This is a genomic window from Vibrio sp. Y176, from assembly GCF_033438945.1.
On record NZ_JAWOQS010000005.1, the window covers coordinates 240,279 to 259,522 of the forward strand.

17 protein-coding genes, 1 tRNA gene and 1 riboswitch are annotated in these 19,244 nt (G+C 44.4%); of the genes, 5 read left to right on the top strand and 13 right to left on the bottom strand.

All coding sequences use genetic code 11. The features are described 5' to 3' along the window. Positions 1 to 91: 91 nt before the first annotated feature. From oppF to moaA, 10 genes are all read right to left on the bottom strand, one after another. The gene (oppF, locus tag R7O13_RS14700) at positions 92 to 1,105 is read right to left on the bottom strand and encodes a murein tripeptide/oligopeptide ABC transporter ATP binding protein OppF (RefSeq protein WP_005387265.1); all 1,014 of its coding nucleotides are present in this window, start codon (positions 1,103 to 1,105) and stop codon (positions 92 to 94) included. Further along, complete coding sequence (locus R7O13_RS14705; protein ID WP_005380792.1) at positions 1,084 to 2,055, bottom strand: ABC transporter ATP-binding protein; 972 nt, start codon at positions 2,053 to 2,055, stop codon at positions 1,084 to 1,086. Before R7O13_RS14705 ends, oppF begins: the two co-directional genes overlap by 22 nt. Positions 2,056 to 2,082: 27 nt before the next feature. Next, entirely contained in the window at positions 2,083 to 2,985 is a 903-nt protein-coding gene (gene oppC, locus R7O13_RS14710) for an oligopeptide ABC transporter permease OppC (RefSeq protein WP_017633861.1), read from the bottom strand. Between the two features lie 15 nt (positions 2,986 to 3,000). After that, the gene (gene oppB / locus R7O13_RS14715; RefSeq protein WP_005380786.1) at positions 3,001 to 3,921 is read right to left on the bottom strand and encodes an oligopeptide ABC transporter permease OppB; all 921 of its coding nucleotides are present in this window, start codon (positions 3,919 to 3,921) and stop codon (positions 3,001 to 3,003) included. A 128-nt stretch (positions 3,922 to 4,049) separates the two neighbouring features. Further along, positions 4,050 to 5,726, bottom strand: a complete 1,677-nt coding sequence (locus tag R7O13_RS14720; RefSeq protein WP_017633862.1) for an ABC transporter substrate-binding protein — start codon at positions 5,724 to 5,726, stop codon at positions 4,050 to 4,052. Between the two features lie 531 nt (positions 5,727 to 6,257). After that, complete coding sequence (gene moaE / locus R7O13_RS14725; protein WP_017821374.1) at positions 6,258 to 6,713, bottom strand: molybdopterin synthase catalytic subunit MoaE; 456 nt, start codon at positions 6,711 to 6,713, stop codon at positions 6,258 to 6,260. 1 nt (position 6,714) lies between these two features. Continuing rightward, positions 6,715 to 6,972 (bottom strand): molybdopterin synthase sulfur carrier subunit, encoded by a 258-nt coding sequence (gene moaD, locus R7O13_RS14730; protein ID WP_005388938.1) that lies wholly within the window; start codon positions 6,970 to 6,972, stop codon positions 6,715 to 6,717. Beyond that, the gene (moaC, locus tag R7O13_RS14735) at positions 6,969 to 7,448 is read right to left on the bottom strand and encodes a cyclic pyranopterin monophosphate synthase MoaC (RefSeq protein ID WP_005380779.1); all 480 of its coding nucleotides are present in this window, start codon (positions 7,446 to 7,448) and stop codon (positions 6,969 to 6,971) included. The genes moaD and moaC overlap by 4 nt, the downstream gene beginning before the upstream one ends. A gap of 26 nt (positions 7,449 to 7,474) precedes the next feature. After that, a complete protein-coding gene (gene moaB, locus R7O13_RS14740; protein WP_005388935.1) occupies positions 7,475 to 7,987 on the bottom strand; it encodes a molybdenum cofactor biosynthesis protein B in 513 nt (170 codons plus the stop codon). 101 nt (positions 7,988 to 8,088) lie between these two features. Continuing rightward, positions 8,089 to 9,078: a GTP 3',8-cyclase MoaA gene (moaA, locus tag R7O13_RS14745; protein ID WP_017636052.1), complete on the bottom strand. Its 990-nt coding sequence runs from the start codon at positions 9,076 to 9,078 to the stop codon at positions 8,089 to 8,091. Next, a riboswitch (molybdenum cofactor riboswitch) is annotated at positions 9,067 to 9,201 on the bottom strand. Its footprint overlaps the gene before it by 12 nt. A 175-nt stretch (positions 9,202 to 9,376) precedes the next feature. Here moaA and R7O13_RS14750 point away from each other — a divergent pair. Then, entirely contained in the window at positions 9,377 to 10,273 is an 897-nt protein-coding gene (locus tag R7O13_RS14750) for a YvcK family protein (RefSeq protein ID WP_005388931.1), read from the top strand. Between the two features lie 125 nt (positions 10,274 to 10,398). Here the strand turns inward: R7O13_RS14750 and luxU are convergent, their stop codons facing one another. The 3 genes from luxU to uvrB all read right to left on the bottom strand — a co-directional run bounded on the left by luxU (position 10,399) and on the right by uvrB (position 14,468). Then, a complete protein-coding gene (luxU, locus tag R7O13_RS14755; RefSeq protein WP_017636054.1) occupies positions 10,399 to 10,743 on the bottom strand; it encodes a quorum-sensing phosphorelay protein LuxU in 345 nt (114 codons plus the stop codon). Then, on the bottom strand, positions 10,740 to 12,146 hold the full coding sequence (gene luxO, locus R7O13_RS14760; protein WP_005380768.1) for a quorum-sensing sigma-54 dependent transcriptional regulator LuxO: 1,407 nt from the start codon (positions 12,144 to 12,146) through the stop codon (positions 10,740 to 10,742). Before luxO ends, luxU begins: the two co-directional genes overlap by 4 nt. A gap of 291 nt (positions 12,147 to 12,437) precedes the next feature. After that, entirely contained in the window at positions 12,438 to 14,468 is a 2,031-nt protein-coding gene (gene uvrB / locus R7O13_RS14765) for an excinuclease ABC subunit UvrB (protein ID WP_017636056.1), read from the bottom strand. A 559-nt stretch (positions 14,469 to 15,027) separates the two neighbouring features. Here uvrB and R7O13_RS14770 point away from each other — a divergent pair. The 4 genes from R7O13_RS14770 (at position 15,028) to rsxB (ending at position 19,236) form a co-directional block, all read left to right on the top strand. Further along, positions 15,028 to 15,103, top strand: a tRNA-Asn gene (locus R7O13_RS14770). A 351-nt stretch (positions 15,104 to 15,454) separates the two neighbouring features. Continuing rightward, positions 15,455 to 17,752 carry a formate C-acetyltransferase gene (gene pflB, locus R7O13_RS14775; RefSeq protein ID WP_318304151.1) on the top strand — a complete coding sequence of 766 codons (2,298 nt, stop codon included), beginning with the start codon at positions 15,455 to 15,457 and terminating at the stop codon, positions 17,750 to 17,752. A gap of 305 nt (positions 17,753 to 18,057) precedes the next feature. Next, positions 18,058 to 18,636 carry an electron transport complex subunit RsxA gene (gene rsxA / locus R7O13_RS14780; protein ID WP_318304152.1) on the top strand — a complete coding sequence of 193 codons (579 nt, stop codon included), beginning with the start codon at positions 18,058 to 18,060 and terminating at the stop codon, positions 18,634 to 18,636. Positions 18,637 to 18,639: 3 nt separating this feature from the next. Then, positions 18,640 to 19,236: an electron transport complex subunit RsxB gene (gene rsxB / locus R7O13_RS14785; protein WP_005380760.1), complete on the top strand. Its 597-nt coding sequence runs from the start codon at positions 18,640 to 18,642 to the stop codon at positions 19,234 to 19,236. The last annotated feature ends 8 nt before the right edge of the window (positions 19,237 to 19,244 follow it).

Here is a 19,244-nt window from a genome sequence, read left to right on the forward strand (position 1 = left end):
CATGTTCAAGAAATTCGAATGTATAAATCAGACACATAAAAAAAGCGCGACCCGATGAAGGTGTCGCGCTTAAGCCCGTCACAGGCTGAATTTATACACTAACGTGTAAACAAGATACCGCGTGAACGTCATTACCTAAAATGGTTGGCTTTGTCTTCGCACACTCTTCGGTTGCTTGTGGGCAACGAGTGCGGAATACACAACCCGACGGTGGGTTGATAGGTGAAGGAAGATCACCCTCTAGCATTTGGATTTTCTTATTGCGCTCAATATCCGGGTCCGGGATCGGAACCGCAGACATCAGCGCACGCGTATATGGGTGCTTAGGATCAGCAAACAGAGCCTCGGCCTCGCCAAGTTCCACGGCATTACCTAAATACATAACTAAAACGCGATCTGAAATGTGTTTAACGACAGACAAGTCATGCGCAATGAATACCAGAGAAAGCCCTAACTCTTTTTGAATCTCTTTAAGTAGGTTAACCACCTGAGCTTGAATAGATACATCAAGCGCCGATACTGGCTCGTCACAAATGATCATCTTAGGCTTAAGGATAAGCGCACGCGCTATCCCGATACGCTGACACTGACCACCCGAGAACTCGTGTGGGTAACGGTTAATCACGTTAGGTAATAGGCCAACTTTCGCCATCATCTCTTTAACGCGATCTTTCACTTCCTGCTTAGACAGTTCTGGATAGAATGTCTCAAGAGGTTCAGCAATGATATCACCAACAGTCATACGCGGATTCAGCGATGCCAATGGGTCTTGGAAAATCATCTGAATTTCTTTACGCGTCTCACGGCGCTGAACGCTTTTCATTTTAGTAAGGTCTTGACCCAACCAAACTACTTGGCCGTCAGTAGCTTCAACCAGACCAATGATGGCACGAGCAAACGTCGATTTACCACAACCTGATTCACCTACTACACCAAGCGTTTCCCCTTCGTATAGTCGAACGTTCACGCCATCTACCGCTTTCAAGCTCGAAGGCTTTGACCACGGCCATGCCGACTTTGAGGCAATGCTGAAGTGAACTTTCAGCTCAGAAATGTCCAGAATTAGTTTTTTGTCTACTGCGTTCATTTGTTCCAAGCCTCCCATTCAGAAAAACATGCACGCTGACGACCATCACCAAATGGTGTCAGAATTGGCGCCTCGCGCTTACAACGATCCATCACACGGTGACAGCGCTCTTGATAAGGGCAGCCCGGCGGTAGACGAAGCAAGTTTGGTGGATTACCAGGAATGGTCGGCAGAATTTCACCTTCAGTATCGAGGCGAGGAATCGCCTTCAGCAGCCCCTCCGCATAAGGATGGCTTGGATTGTAGAAAATTTCGTTTACGTTACCGTACTCCATAGTACGGCCTGCATACATCACCAGCACCTTGTCACACGAACCTGCAACCACACCAAGGTCGTGCGTGATCATGATGATCGCTGTGTTGAACTCAGATTTCAGCTCATTCAACAAGTCCATGATCTGTGCTTGTACCGTCACATCAAGTGCTGTTGTTGGCTCATCGGCAATAAGCAGTTTAGGACGACATAACAACGCCATCGCGATCATTACACGCTGACGCATACCGCCTGAAAACTCATGCGGGTACATCGTGATACGCTTACGCGCTTCAGGGATTTTTACCGCTTCCAGCATGCGTACTGATTCTTCAAATGCTTCCGCTTTGCCCATGCCTTTGTGCAGCATAAGCACTTCCATCAACTGATCACTCACTTTCATGTAAGGGTTCAGTGATGTCATTGGGTCTTGGAAGATCATTGCGATCTGTTCCGCACGCACTTTGTTCAGTTCTTTTTCTGGTAAGTTTAGGATTTCTTTGCCTTCAAACTTTGCGCTACCAGAAATAATACCGTTCTTAGCCAAAAGGCCCATGATTGCGAATACGGTTTGAGATTTACCTGATCCCGACTCTCCAACGATACCTAAGGTTTCGCCTTGGTTGAGAGAGAAGTTCAAATCGTTTACTGCGGTTACGATACCATCTTGCGTGGTGAATTCGACGCGCAGATCTTTGACATCTAATAAGCTCATCATTGCTTCCTTAATCTTATCTTTTAATTATCTGTCTTTTGGATCCAGCGCATCGCGCAGGCCGTCACCAACGTAGTTGAAGCAGAATAGCGTCACAACCATGAACACTGCTGGGAATGCCAGCTGCCAGATTGCTACTTCCATTGTCTGTGCACCTTCTTGTAGAAGAGCGCCCCAACTTGTCATTGGTTCCTGAACACCAAGACCAAGGAATGATAGGAATGATTCCGTTAGAATCATACTTGGGATAAGCAGCGTAGAGTATACCGCTACAATACCCAGTACGTTCGGTACGATATGACGAGTAATGATTTTCCAGTTGCTTACACCACACACATGTGCCGCTTCGATAAACTCCTTGCTACGTAGACTAAGAGTCTGACCACGTACGATACGCGCCATATCTAGCCATGCGATAGCACCAATCGCAACGAAGATCAGCATGATGTTACGACCGAAGAATGTTACCAGTACAATCACCAGGAACATAAACGGTACCGCGTATAAAATTTCTAGAATACGCATCATTACGCGGTCAACTTTACCGCCGATGAAACCAGATGCTGCGCCGTAGAGCGTACCAATCAGTACCGCTACAAATGCCCCCATAACACCTACCATCAACGAAATACGACCTCCAATTAGCGTACGCACGTATAAATCACGGCCTAAGCTGTCAGTACCAAACCAATGGTCAGCATTCGGTGCAACGTGCATCGCGTACCAGTCAGTATCATCAAATGTGTACGGTGCGATCATTGGCAGGATAATAACCGCCAACGTCATTAGAACAAGAAGGAATAAGCTCACCATCGCCGCTTTGTTGCGCATGAAACGGATACGAGCATCTTGCCAAAGACTGCGACCTTCAATCTCCAAGTTTTCGGAGAATTTCTCAATCGCTTCTAGGTTTTCTTTTTTCGTTAACATAACCAAACGTCCCTGTTAGTAGCGAATTTTCGGGTCAATCATTGCAAGTAAAATATCTACAATCGCGTTGAATAGAATAAATAGGAAACCAATCAGAATGGTTACCCCCATTACTAGCGAGTAGTCACGGTTAAACGCAGCGTTAACGAATAGTTTACCAATACCAGGCAGACCAAAAATGGTTTCGATAACAACGGAACCGGTGATGATACCTACGAAAGCTGGACCCATGTAAGAAACAACAGGGAGAAGTGCCGGCTTAAGAGCGTGTTTGATAATGATGTAACGGTAACTTAGACCTTTAGCACGTGCCGTACGAATAAAGTTACTGTTTAGGGTTTCGATCATCGAACCACGCGTGATACGAGCAAAGGTAGCAACATACAGTAGCGACATACCAATAACAGGAAGCACTAAATACTGCCAGCTACCATCTTGCCAACCGCCCGCAGGGAAGATATTCCAGTGAAGCGAGAATATGTAGATAAGCGCAGGCGCCAATACAAAGGATGGCATTACGACACCAAGCATCGCAGTCGACATAATGGTGTAATCAATCCAAGTATTTTGCTTGAGCGCAGCAATGGTACCGACGGTAACCCCCATTATCAAAGTAAAGATAAAGGCGATGAAGCCCACTTTAGCCGAAACAGGTAAGGCAACCGCGATCAGCTCGTTTACTGAGTAATCAAGGTATTTAAATGACGGTCCGAAATCACCTTGGATAACATTGGTCAAATACGTGGTGTATTGTTCAAATACAGGTTTATCCAAGCCATATTTAGCTTCGATATTTGCCATTACTTCGGGTGGCAATGGACGCTCTGTCGAGAAAGGGTTTCCCGGTGCAAAGCGCATAAGAAAGAAAGATACGGTGATCAAAACCAACATTGTTGGGATCGCCTCAAATATCCTTTTTGCGATGAATTTAAGCATAAACTCACTCTTTCAGTCTGTGACAGTTAAATTAAAGAAGTCGTCCAATTCTTTTGGACTAAAGATAGGCGCTACATGCAATTTCTCACATGTAGAGCCTCATTTTTATAGTTCTATCGAGTTACGAATTACTCTGTGATGTAGAGATCTTTAGAGTAAATCTTGTCTTCCGCGTTATTTACTGGGAAGCCACCAACTTTCGGTGATAGTAGACGTGATTTCACGTACTGGTAGATAGGTGCGATTGGCATATCTTTTGCCATCAACTTCTCTGCTTCTAGGTAAAGTGCTTGGCGCTCTTCGTCAGAGGTTGAAGCAAATGCTTTGTTCATGATCGCATCGTACTCTTTGCTGTCGTAGTGAATACCACCAGTAGTGTTATTACTCATCATCAGCGTTAGGAAAGATGAAGCTTCGTTGTAGTCGCCACACCAACCTGCACGAGCAACCTCAAAGTTGCCAGAATCTTTGGTAGATAGGTAAGTTTTCCACTCTTGGTTTTCTAGCGTAACGTCTAGACCAAGCGTCTTCTTCCACATTGAACCCAGTGCAACCGCAAGTTTCTTGTGGTTCTCTGATGTATTGTATAGAAGGTTAAATTCAAGAGGGTTGTCTGCGCCGTAACCCGCTTCTTCCAATAGACGCGCAGCTTCTGCGTTACGCTCTTCTTGCGTCATTTTGCCGTATGCAGGGATTTCTGGGTTGAAACCTGCCGTAATTTCAGGTGTTAGGAAGTAAGCTGGCTTTTGACCTTGACCTAAAATCGCATCAGTCACAATGTTACGGTCAATCGCATAAGAAATCGCTTTACGCACACGAACATCATCAAACGGCTTTTTCTTCGTATTGAAGATGTAGTAGTAAGTACATAAGTTACCGGTTACAGACACTTCTTGTGGGTGCTCTTTCTTCAGACGCTTGAAGTGCTCTGTAGGCAGCTCGTTCGTGAAGTCGATTTCACCCGCTAGGAAGCGGTTCATTTCCGCTACTTGGTTCTCGATTGGTAGGAAAGTAACTTGGTCAAGCGTCGTGTTTTCGTTGTCCCAGTACTGTTCGTTACGTTTTAGAACCAAACGCTCGTTTACAACCCAGTTGTCAACAACATAAGCACCGTTACCTACAAAGTTCTCTGGCTTCGTCCATTGATCGCCGAACTTTTCAACAGTTGCTTGATGAACAGGTTTCACTGTCGTGTGGCCCATCATCATTACAAAATATGGTACTGCAGTATCTAACTCAACCACTAACGTGTGGTCGTCAACCGCTTTAACACCTAACTCGCTCTTATCTTTTTTACCCGCAACAATGTCTTTTGCGTTCTTCATCTTGGTGTATTCCATGTACCAAGCATATGGAGAGGCGGTTGCTGGATCGACTGCACGTTGGAAGCTGTAAACGAAATCACCTGCAGTGACAGGATCACCGTTTGACCATTTTGCGTCTTCACGTAAGTGGAAAGTGTATGTTTTGTTGTCTTCAGTTTCCCAAGATTCTGCAACACCAGGGATAGTGTTACCGTCCGCATCTTGGTTTACAAGGCCTTCAAGAAGATCGCGAATCACGTGGGATTCTGGAACACCTTGAGATTTATGAGGGTCTATTGTCGCAACTTCTGTACCGTTACCACGCACCAATTCTTGAACAGCAGCAAGTTTTGGCTCTTTAGAATCAGATTTAGCTTCAGGGGCTGGAGCCGGAGCAGGCTCAGCAGCTTGTTTCTCCGCAGGCTTTTCACCACAACCAGCTAGAGCGAGAGAAAGACCAGCACCAATAAATAAAGCGCGCGTGATTTTATTCTTATACATGCGTAAAACTCCAAATTTTTTCGTTAGCATCCATGACTTCTTTGTAAGGGCCTGGAACGGTCAGAGTTTTAGATTTTTTTAGTGCACTTTCTGAGCACAAAAGTCTAAAACCTTACAAAGACTGCGGCACACATTAGCAATCATTGAAGTAATTTGCCATAAAAATGTAGCAAAAAAACCAATAATGCTGACTAAACCACACATATCTAGCAGTAAACTCTAACCCCAAAGCATTCACCAGCCAAATAAAGACCAGAAGCGACATTTAACAGGCGAAACTTTCGATTAATCTGAGTTTAAACCATTTACTAGCATCTTATGCTAGATATTTACACATCATTTAACATTTATGACAAATCAAGTCTAACAAATAATTGTTTATATATTGGGCAAAAAACTTTTATTGTGAAGAATATCACCAGACAAAAGATAGGAAATATTGAAACAAAGTGAGCAATACAATGAAGATAAATACAAAAAAAGCTAAGTACCATTAGCACTTAGCTTTTTTCACTAGAATGCGGGTTAGTTCTATTTTTCCCAACGCTGTGCAGCTTGATGATCGGTGTCGCGCGACTCAACCCAACGATCTTCATTCGTCGTACGCTCTTTTTTCCAAAATGGTGCTTGGGTTTTCAGATAATCCATGATGAACTCGCACGCATCAAATGCCGCGCCGCGGTGCGCACTGGAAACGCCCACAAATACAATTTGATCACCGCTATCCATGTCTCCGACACGATGAATCACGCGTACACCTAATAGTGGCCAGCGAGACTCAGCTTGATCGCAAATGTCGCTCAAGCTCTTCTCTGTCATCCCCGGATAGTGCTCTAGATGTAAACCAATGACATTATCCCCAAGGTTCATATCTCGAACTTTACCAACGAATGTAACGACAGCGCCGGCAGCCGTCCCTTCAGATAGACGTTGATATTCTTGCTCGACCGAAAAATCTTCAATTTGTACAGAAACACGAGAATCCATCTTAACCCCCAGTTACCGGCGGGAAAAACGCAACTTCGTCACCTGCTTTTACTTGTGTATCCAAAGGGACGATGGATTGGTTCACTGCAGCAAGTAGCTTTCCTGGCTCGAGCGCTAAATCCCACTTGCCATCTTTCTTAGTGCCTTCTTCCACTAGATGTGCACGAATTGATTCAACCGTTTCAAACGGCCCGTCTAACTCGACACTGTCGATGCCAATCAGCTCGCGAGTTTGAGCAAAGAAAAGTACTTTAATCATGATTCCACCTTAAAGTGACCAGATTTACCACCCGTTTTCTCTAGTAGACGAACTTGACCAATGACCATGTCTTTTTGTACTGCTTTACACATATCGTAAATCGTTAGAGCAGCAACGGAAGCTGCCGTGAGCGCTTCCATTTCCACACCAGTTTTACCCGCAAGTTTACATACTGATTCGATGCGAACTTTGTTTTCTGCTTCGATAGCTTCCAGTTGAACTTCAACTTTAGAGAGTAGTAGCGGATGACAAAGTGGAATCAAATCCCAGGTTTTCTTCGCAGCTTGAATACCAGCAATACGAGCCGTCGCAAATACATCACCTTTGTGGTGCTGGCCAGAGACAATCAGTTGAAGTGTTTCTGGGGCCATGTGAACAAATGCTTCAGCACGAGCTTCACGAACCGTCTCCGTTTTTGCTGACACGTCAACCATGTTTGCTTCGCCAGAAGCATTGATATGTGTAAATTGGGTCATTGTTTTTCCTTCGCTTTTAGGAAAGGTTATACAGATAGGTGTGGCATGAAGTTACAAGGGCGATGACTTGCATCCAACTGCTGTTTAATAATTTTTGTCCAGCCTGTGCGGCACGCACCAGTTGAACCTGGCATTGCGAAGATCACGGTGTGGTTAGCAAAACCAGCAATCGCACGAGACTGAATCGTAGACGTACCGATCTCTTCGTACGACACCATACGGAACAACTCACCAAAACCTTCAACTTCTTTATCAAATAGGGGCTTAAGTGCTTCTGGCGTGCTATCACGTGAGGTGAAACCTGTACCGCCAGTAATCATGATCGCTTGTACGCTTTCATCAGCAATCCATTGAGAAACAATCGCGCGGATCTTATACATGTCATCAATAACAATTTGCTTGTCTACTACGTTGTGACCCGCTTCTTGAGCATGCTCAGCTAGGTAACGACCAGAGGTATCGTTTTCTTCAGTACGAGTGTCAGATACCGTTAGAACGGCAATATTTGCAGGTTGGAATTTGCTTTCAGCGTGACCCATTTGTTCACCTATTCTCTTAATTAGCTTTGATACGCTTGGTATCGATTCGGAAAAAGTTAGAGCCAGCTTATCAGTGAACTCGCTCTAAAAATTGAATGAAGTTAGCCGCCGATAGACGCGAGGTGTGGCGTCATACCAGTATTGCCATCATGCAAGAAATGGCTTACCGACTTGGTTTGTAACTGCGCCTGGATACGTTCAATAAGCTCACTCTCTTGCTCATCACGTTCCAAAAGATCACGCAATTCTACACCGTGGTCTCCAAACAGACATAGGTGCAGCTTACCCATCGCAGAAACGCGCAGTCGGTTGCAGCTTTCACAAAAGTCTTTTTCATAAGGCATGATAAGACCTATTTCACCCTTGTAATCAGGATGAACAAATACTTGCGCAGGACCATCATTATGCGAGCGCACTTTCAGCAACCAACCATTTGCAATTAGCTGGTTACGAATTGCCACTCCGGATACATGGTGCTTATTAAATAGCTCATCCATCTCACCCGTTTGCATCAACTCAATGAAACGCAGTTGGATTGGACGATCTTTTATCCAGTTAAGAAACGCTGGCAGCTCGTGATGGTTCAGATCTTTCATCAACACCACATTAACTTTTACTTGCTCATAACCGACCTCGAACGCACGTTCGATACCATTCATGACTTCAGTAAACTTATTTTCACCTGTGATTTGATGAAACATACGCGGGTCAAGGCTATCCACACTGACATTAATGTGGGTTAAACCCGCTTCACGCCAATCTGCGACTTGTTTTGCCATGCGATAGCCATTGGTTGTCGTTGCAACTTTTTGAATGCCAGGCGTCGCCGCTACTGAATGGATAATGTCGGTAAAATCTTTGCGTAAGCTAGGCTCACCACCAGTGATGCGCACTTTTGACGTGCCACAATCAGCGAATGCTTTTACGACCCGTTTGATTTCAGGGAGAGATAAAAAAGACGAGTTTTTATTGCCCGAAGGCTTATAGCCATCAGGAAGGCAATAGGTACATTTGAAATTACATACGTCGGTCACAGACAGACGCAAGTAATAAAACTTACGATGAAATTTGTCTTCGAATTGTTGCGCCACGGAACACCTTTCCAAACACGGGAGGCATGGCCATTTCCAATCATGCCCTTGTGACAGTATGCCACTGGCTCAAAACGCTTATCCAAGGACTTAGCAATAGTGAGCTCGGAGTTATGGCAACCAGAGATATGAAATCTCTGATAGCTTTGCGGTGTAAAATACTTAATATTTGTAATGGAATCCAGACTTGAGTGATAAAAAACTCTCTAGAGACACAATTTACCGCTAAGTGAGTACCTTTAAGACACTCCTTAGGATAAATTGTAGCCGTTTTTTATTAGATTATTAGAAGAACATAATGAATATCTACACAGATAAAAAAGTGGTCGCTGTTGGCGGTGGTCATGGCTTAGGTCGAATGCTGGCCGCATTACGAGATTTTGGCAGCAATGCAACTGGGATTGTTGCCACGACTGACAATGGTGGTTCAACAGGAAGAATTCGTCACTGCCAAGGAGGAATCGCTTGGGGAGACACACGTAACTGTATTAATCAGCTCATTACAGAGCCTTCGATCAGTTCTATGATGTTTGAATATCGCTTCAAAGGCACTGGCGAACTTGATGGTCATAATCTTGGTAATTTGATGCTTACTGCACTCGATAACTTATCGGTCAGACCTTTAGATGCCATTAATCTGATTCGCAATATGTTAAAAGTCGACGTTAACATCCTTCCTATGTCCGAACACCCTTCGGATCTTTCCGCGTTATCCGTAGATGGGAAGTGGGTTACGGGAGAAACAAATGTCGACGAAATGAAAGCAGACTTGCGACGTTTGGATCTTTCACCAGAAGTGCCTGCTACCAAAGAAGCCATCACAGCTTTGGCGGAAGCGGACGCGATTATTCTTGGCCCTGGCAGTTTTTTAACTAGTATCATGCCTCCTTTATTGCTGCCTGAACTCGGCAAAGCGATTGCAGCAAACACAAAAGCAAAAGTCATTTTTGTTGCTAACCTGAGTCCAGAATACGGCCCAGCGGGACGAATGACGATGGCTCAAAAATTAGAATGGTGTGAACGTGCCTGTCAAGGAAGAAAAATAGACGTGGTTCTAGCAGAGAAAACCGAGCAAGACGTCTTAAGTCAATGGAATGTAGTGACGGAGTCACTCGCCTCCTCTAACCGAGACTGGCGTCACGATAGAAACAAGCTCAAACTAGCGATTGAAAATCAGCTACAACTTTCTATTTAAGAGCACGTTACCTGGCTAGCGCCCTCTTTTAAGGTGTTTATTGATAATGAAAACCCTTCTGTCATCGAAGGGTTTTAGTTCAGGCATCCAGTAAAAACAGATGTTTAGGTTAATAGAAAAAATAGCTACTGTCGCCAAGAGCGATAAGCATCTCGAGTTTCGTGCAAAAGATCGAACATAGCCTCTAACTCCTCAGACTCCGCAGTCAACTCACCGGCTTTCGCTTTTTTGTCTATGGACATAGCCAGTTCACAAAGGCGATCTGCCCCAAAGCTCGCAGCACTACTTTTCAACGCGTGGCTGATTTCTTTTGAGTAAGCTAATCGCTCTGCCCCCTGCAGTTGGGATAAGTTCTCGATATAGGTATCCATTTCTCCTAGGAAGATATCGAACAGTACAGGTACGTTGTCACTGCCAATTTCCATCGACAGTTCATCTATTTTTTGCTGATTTAATACATTTACACTCATACTTTTTGCCGCTCTTCCTTGCCGTTCCATGCCTGTAACTTGCGGTAAATCGTCGACGGACTGACATCAAGGTATCCCGCCGCTCGAGGAATATTGCCATCACATGCTTCAATCGCTTGCTCGATTGCCATTTTTTCCGTCATCCATAATGGCATAATCTCAGATGCGGTCATCGCTTTCGGCTCAATTAATTTAGCCACAGACGACGGACGGTCAAGCGGTTGATTCAACGGTGGCGGTAACATGTCCAACGTAATCTCTTTACCGTTGTTTAGAACAACGATATTGCGTAGCACGTTTTGTAACTGACGAACGTTACCCGGCCACTCATAGCTGTTGAATCGCTCGATGACATCAGGCGCAAAACGTATGAAGCTTTTTCCTTCTTCGTGTGACATGTAACCTAGCAGTGAGTATGCAATTTCAATAACATCTTCGCCTCGTTCGCGTAAAGGCGGTAAATGCAAAGGAATGACATACAAACGATAGTACAAATCTTCACGGAATCGACCTTCTTGTACCTCTTTCCAGGGATCACGGTTAGTGGCACAAACAAAGCGCACATCCACGCTCTTCATTTTTGAGGAACCCACTTTTTGGAATGTGCCCGTTTGAATAAATCGTAGCAACTTGGTTTGTAAATCCAAGTCCATCTCACAAAGCTCATCTAGAAAAAGTGTGCCGCCATCCGCTAACTCAGCTGCCCCTTGACGATCATTCGCAGCGCCAGTAAAGGCCCCTTTTACGTGACCAAACAGTTCACTCTCAATCAAATCTTTTGGAATTGCAGCACAGTTAATTGCAATAAAAGGTTTGTCACCACGTTTACTTGCTGCGTGAATAGCCTCAGCACATACCTCTTTACCAGTACCACTTTCACCTGTGATAAAAATACTCGCTTTACTGCTCGCCGCTGAATCTATCGTACGGTAAACCTGCTGCATGGTTTGGCTACTGCCGATAAACCCCTGATAGCTCTGATTGCCTGGATTATCGGCTTCATTTTTTAGCTTGGTCGCTTTACGAATTGCATTGTTAACCGTGACACGTAAACGGTCTGCTTCACACGGTTTAATTAGAAAGTCTTGTGAGCCATGACGCATGGCCTCGACCGCGGTATCGATAGAACCATGCGCTGTCATAAAGATTATAGGTACGTCGGGATGACTCTTTTTAACGGCATGTAAAACGTCCATCCCCGTCATATCTGGCAGACGGAGATCGAGTAAAATAAGATCTGGAATTCGATGATTTAGGCTCTCAATGGCATCCCTACCTGTGCCGACAATATTGATATCTATGCCAAGCGGTGTCAGGTATGAGCGGTACAGAGCCGCAACAGATGCGGTGTCCTCGACCATTAAAAGGTAACGAGACTTTGGGCCTTCGGGTTTTTGTTGCATAACCTAGCTATTATTTTGTTGTGTTTTAAACAATAATCGCATTACGCTTTGCATTTTGCAAATAACATTAGCTAAATTATGGGCAAAGGAAAAAATTCAAAAATAATATCAATTATTTAAAAAGTGGCACAAACCATGCTGTAACGATAGTGACCCCTCGGGTCACCTAGCCAACTGACGTTGTTAGTGAACGATATGTTCACAAAACAAGCCAATAGACCCGACTGCCTATTGGCTTCTTTTTTTTACAAGCGACCTAAAATGCTTGGATAGCTAAATCGGTAAGTTTGTTCAACTATTTGCGATGAACTGCGCTCGTAGTTTTTCAATCTCGTCACGCTTTTGTGCCGCTAACTCAAATTCTAAATCTTGCGCATGCTGATACATCGCCGCCTCCAGTCGACTGATTTCTTTTTCTAGCTGCTGAGGGGACAGTGCCTCGTAAGTTTGCGAAGGCTCCGCCACTTTCGATAATGGTACCTGTTTAGTGTTACGCTGGCGTTTAGACTTAGTGATATCGCCAAGTTCCATGATGTCTTTGATATTTCGTTTGAGCGCTTGTGGCGAAATACCCATTTCTTCGTTGTACGCTTCCTGCTTCTCGCGACGACGGTTAGTTTCATCCATCGCCTTTTTCATTGAGTTGGTGATTCGGTCAGCGTATAGAATCGCCTTACCTTCGATGTTTCGCGCAGCACGACCAATGGTCTGAATGAGTGAGCGTTCAGACCGCAAGAAGCCCTCTTTATCCGCATCCAAAATTGCAACTAACGAGACCTCTGGCATATCCAGGCCCTCTCTCAATAAGTTTATTCCCACCAGCACGTCAAATTCCCCAAGACGAAGGTCACGGATAATTTCCACACGCTCAACAGTATCAATGTCTGAGTGTAAATAACGTACCTTAACATCATGTTCGTGAAGGTATTCGGTGAGATCTTCAGCCATTCGTTTGGTCAGTGTTGTAACCAGAACTCGTTCATCTTTAGCTGCGCGAATACGGATCTCAGACAATAGGTCGTCGACTTGGGTCGCTACTGGGCGAACTTCCAACTCAGGGTCAAGCAAGCCTGTAGGACGAACGACTTGATCCGCTACATCACCCGCCGATTTTTCTAGTTCGTAATTTCCAGGAGTAGCAGAGACGAAAATCGTTTGTGGCGCTAGTGCTTCAAACTCCTCAAACTTCAGTGGACGATTATCCAAAGCTGAAGGTAACCGGAAACCAAACTCCACCAGCGTTTCTTTACGCGAACGGTCGCCTTTATACATGGCACCTATCTGCGGTACTGTCACGTGAGATTCATCGATGATCAACAAGCCATCATGAGGTAAGTAGTCAAACAGGGTTGGTGGCGGCTCACCTTCCGAGCGTCCACTGAGATAACGAGAATAGTTTTCGATACCGGAGCAAAAGCCCAACTCATTCATCATTTCGATATCGAATTGAGTGCGCTGGCTAATTCGCTGCTCTTCCAGTAGCTTGTTGTTATCTAGAAGCTGCTTTTTGCGCACTTCTAGTTCGACTTTAATATTTTCAATCGCTTCAAGAATGCGATCTCTTGGCGTCACATAGTGCGTCTTGGGATAGATGGTATAGCGCGGCAAGTCTCGTTGTTTCACCACGCCTGTCAATGGATCGAACACACTGATGCAATCCACCTCATCGTCAAACATCTCAACGCGCACAGCGTCTTGGTCTGATTCAGCAGGGAATATATCAATCACCTCGCCACGGACACGGAACTGCCCTCGCTCAAAAGCAACATCATTGCGCGAGTATTGGAGCTCCGCTAGGCGACGAAGCATATCACGCTGATCAATCACATCTCCACGTCGCAAATGAAGCATCATTTGTAAGTAGGATTCCGGATCACCCAAACCATAGATAGCTGAAACCGAAGCAACTATAATAGCGTCTTTCCGTTCCAATAAAGCTTTAGTGGCAGACAGTCGCATTTGCTCAATGTGGGCGTTAACCGAAGCGTCCTTTTCAATGAAAGTATCTGTTGTGGGAACGTATGCTTCAGGTTGGTAGTAATCGTAGTAAGAAACAAAATACTCAACCGCATTATTAGGAAAGAATGACTTCATCTCACCATATAACTGAGCAGCAAGCGTTTTGTTTGGCGCAAGTAATATTGCAGGTCGTTGGGCTTGAGCAATCACATTCGCTAGTGTGAAGGTTTTACCTGAGCCTGTGACCCCCAACAAGGTTTGATGTGCTAGCCCAGCATCGAGCCCCTCAAGCAACTGATTGATCGCTCCTGGTTGATCGCCCGACGGCTGATAATCGGAGACCAATTCATAGACTTTACTCATACCCTTCCTCAATTTTACTGCGCTTTGGCTGTATATATATACACCTTAGCTAATGAAATCTACGTCTATCGAGAATTTAACCATCATTGTTAATAAATTTTCTTGTTTGTCTAGAATGCTATAGCCATACAAAAGTGACTCTGATATAGTACTTCGCCCTAGTTGAAGAGCTACACACATTCTTCACATTATAGTTTCCACAACTTTTCCCCAAAAATTAGCTTAAAACTTTCTTATCCCCAAAAGATTGATTTTTATCCACTTTGAATACCTTTTGATTAACATCGATAAATCTCTGTTTTATTTGCTTATTTTACGCATAACTCTGACTAAAGATTCATTAAATAAAAACTTAGTTGCATATCAATTTTCTTTACCCAGATCTCATCAACATACTTATCCACAAATTTAGTGGATAACTAACCTCGAGCCTTTACTGGCAAGCCATACAGAAAAGTAAAGCCCTTAACTCAATATTTTTTTCTAAAAATGTATTTTTTTACTGTTGACAGTAGTTTGAGTGCTCGGTAAGATTCGTCCCGCTTTCAAGCAAAGCAATTCCTCCTTAGCTCAGTTGGTAGAGCGACGGACTGTTAATCCGCAGGTCGCTGGTTCGAGCCCAGCAGGAGGAGCCAGATTATAGAAAAGCCGTGTCGCAAGACACGGCTTTTTTTGTATCTTAATCGCCATGAAATCTAAGCCAATCTAGGCGTCATAAAATCACACCGAAATAAGTTCAAATTACAGAACTCATAACATTGTCATAGATAGTGTTCTCACAGTACCACACATTTAATTCTGTCTCTTTTCTAGCAAAAAACAATCATAACCAATTGAATCTATTATTAATGCAATTTAATCATTGAAAAAATGAAAAGCATTCATTTTACTCATATCAAATAAATCCATACGATTAAAAAGGTTAAGAATGGTTCCGTCCTACTCGTCGCCTCCATTCTAATTATCAATAACTTAGGGATTTACTTATGACTATTCCGACAACTGACATGCTAGATGCATGGGCTGGATTTACTGCTGGTGAATGGCAAAACTCTGTCAACACTCGTGACTTCATCCAAAAAAACTATACACCCTATGAGGGAGACGAGTCTTTCTTAGCCGAGGTTAGCAAATCCACTTCAGCATTATGGAACCAAGTGCTTGAAGGCATAAAACAAGAAAGCCGCACACACGCCCCTATTGATTTTGACACAGACTTGCCCTCAACAATCACTTCCCACGATGCAGGCTACATCAACAAAGATCTGGAAAAGATCGTTGGCTTACAAACTGATCAACCGCTAAAACGTGCAATCATCGCCAATGGCGGGATTCGCATGGTAAAAAACTCGTGCGAAGTTTATGGCCGCGAACTGGATCCAACGGTTGAAAAGATCTTCACTGAATACCGTAAAACTCACAACAAAGCGTGTTTCGACCTTTACACCAAAGAAATTCTAGCCTGTCGTAAATCCGGCATCATCACGGGCCTTCCTGATGCCTATGGCCGTGGTCGTATCATTGGTGACTATCGCCGTCTCGCCCTATACGGTATCGACTTCTTAAAAGCAGACAAAAAAGAACAATACAACTCAACACAAACGTTCTTAGAACAAGGCAACGATCTTGAGAAAACACTTCGTCTGCGCGAAGAAATAGCCGATCAAGTTCAAGCGCTTGAAGACATTCGTCAAATGGGTCTGAAATACGGCATTGATATGTCGCTACCTGCAAAAACAGCACAAGAAGCGATCCAATTTACCTACTTTGGCTACCTAGCGGCGGTTAAATCGCAAAACGGCGCAGCAATGTCACTGGGCCGTACTTCGACTTTCCTAGACGTCTATCTAGAACGCGATATCGCAAACGGTTTGATTGATGAATCACAAGCGCAAGAAATGATTGATCACTTCATCATGAAGCTACGCATGGTTCGCTTCCTACGCACACCAGAATACGATTCATTGTTCTCTGGCGACCCAATCTGGGCAACCGAAGCCATGGCTGGTATGGGCGTTGATGGCCGTACGCTAGTATCTAAAACGACATTCCGGTACTTACATACACTACATACTATGGGCCCTGCTCCTGAGCCAAACATGACGATTCTTTGGTCAGAGCAATTACCTGAAGCGTTCAAGCAATACGCTGCAAAAGTGTCGATTGATACCTCTTCGGTTCAATACGAAAACGACGATCTAATGCGCCCTGATTTCAACAATGACGACTACGCGATTGCCTGTTGTGTGAGCCCGCAGGTTGTTGGTCAGCACATGCAATTCTTTGGTGCACGTGCCAACCTTGCAAAAGCACTGCTTTACACCATCAATGGTGGTATCGATGAAAAATCGAAAGCGCAAGTGGGTCCGGTAGTGGACAAAGTTCAAGATGAAATTCTCGACTTTGACGCTTTGATGCCTCGTTTCGACAACATGTTGGAATGGTTAGCAACGCAATACGTCACAGCGTTGAACATCATCCATTACTCACATGACCGTTACAGCTACGAAGCGTCACTGATGGCACTGATGGATCGCGACGTGCACCGCACGATGGCGTGTGGTATTGCAGGTCTGTCTGTTGTCGCAGACTCTTTGGCAGCAATTAAATACGCAACGGTAAAGCCTGTTCGTGATGAAGATGGCATCGCCGTTGATTTTGAAATCGAAGGTGATTATCCAAAATTTGGTAACAATGATGCCCGTGTTGATGACATCGCTTGTGATCTGGTTGAGCGCTTCATGAAGAAAATTCAGAAGATGCACACCTACCGCGAAGCAGTGCCAACTCAATCGATCCTAACGATCACATCTAACGTGGTTTACGGCAAAAAAACGGGTAATACACCAGATGGCCGTCGCGCAGGTATGCCTTTTGGCCCGGGTGCAAACCCAATGCACGGTCGTGATGAAAAAGGGGCGGTTGCGTCTCTGGCATCGGTTTCTAAATTACCGTTCGCTTACGCTAAAGATGGTATTTCTTACACTTTCTCAATTGTGCCTAACGCATTGGGTAAAGATGACTTGAGTCAGAAGAAGAACCTAGCTGCGCTAATGGATGGTTACTTCCATCACGAAGCAAGCAACGAGGGCATTGCGATTGAAGGTGGTCAACACCTTAACGTCAACGTTCTAGACCGAGAGATGTTATTGGATGCTGTTGAACATCCAGAGAAATACCCTCAGTTGACGATTCGAGTGTCTGGTTATGCGGTACGTTTTAACTCTCTAACGACAGAGCAACAGCAAGACGTCATCACTCGTACTTTCACAAGTAAGATATAAACATAGTCCATCAAGCACTCAGAAGATTTAAATAATTAGCTTGTAAATATGCATTGCCCGCTTCTCTTTTCTACCTGGGAGAGGCGGGCTTTTTTTAAAATCACACATTAGATGAAAATTAATAGGTAGTATCCTCTCGCTAACAATACATTCAGCAAACGATTCAATTTCTTATTGATTCATCAAAATAGATCAAATAGACGACTATTTTTCCATCGTGTATGTAAAACCACATCGTTCACTGGTTGTTATTGGTGTCACAAAACACGATAATATCAAGATCGGATTTTAAGAACGTAATAACTATGACCGAATATGTTTTGTTGTTGGTCGGCACTGTGCTGGTGAACAACTTTGTACTGGTGAAGTTTTTGGGCCTATGTCCTATCATGGGTGTGTCCAAAAAACTGGAAACAGCAATAGGTATGGGCTTAGCGACAACTTTTGTGCTAACGCTCGCGTCAGTGTGTGCGTATTTAGTGGAAAGCTACATCCTTCGTCCACTGGGTATTGAGTACCTTCGAACCATGAGTTTTATTTTGGTGATAGCCGTTGTGGTGCAGTTCACCGAAATGGTTGTGCACAAAACCAGCCCGACGCTTTATCGCTTGCTTGGCATTTTCTTACCGCTGATCACAACAAACTGCGCAGTATTGGGCGTGGCACTTCTTAACATTAATGAAAACCATAACTTTATTGAATCGATCATCTACGGCTTCGGCGCCGCTGTTGGTTTCTCATTGGTGTTGATACTTTTTGCATCCATGCGAGAGCGCATAGCCGCCGCCGACGTTCCTGTACCTTTTAAAGGTGCATCAATAGCAATGATTACAGCAGGTTTAATGTCACTCGCCTTTATGGGCTTTACAGGTTTGGTGAAGTAAGCGATGAGTACGATTTTAATTGCGATTATCGCGTTAGCGGTTCTGGCTGCGATTTTCGGCGCGATACTTGGTTTTGCTTCTATTCGCTTTAAAGTTGAAGCGGACCCTATTGTGGATCAAATCGACGCCATTTTACCGCAAACTCAATGCGGTCAATGTGGCTACCCTGGTTGCCGCCCTTATGCTGAAGCAATTGCAAATGGCGACCACATCAACAAATGTCCACCTGGTGGTCAGGCAACAATCGAAAAGCTCGCCGACTTAATGGGTGTTGAGCCAGAAGAATCTGCGCACGATCTCGACAGCAAAATTCCAACCGTTGCGTTTATTCATGAAGACATGTGTATTGGCTGCACTAAGTGTATTCAGGCGTGTCCGGTGGATGCAATTGTAGGCGGAACAAAGGCGGTCCATACCGTAATCAAAGACGAATGTACGGGCTGTGACTTGTGTGTTGCCCCATGTCCGACTGATTGTATTGAAATGATTCCTGTGGCAACGACCACAGAAAGCTGGAAGTGGCAACTTCACTCCATTCCGGTACTTAACATTACGGATGCTGCCGACAATGCAGCGAACGTGAAAGATTCAATTAAGTAAGGTTTCAC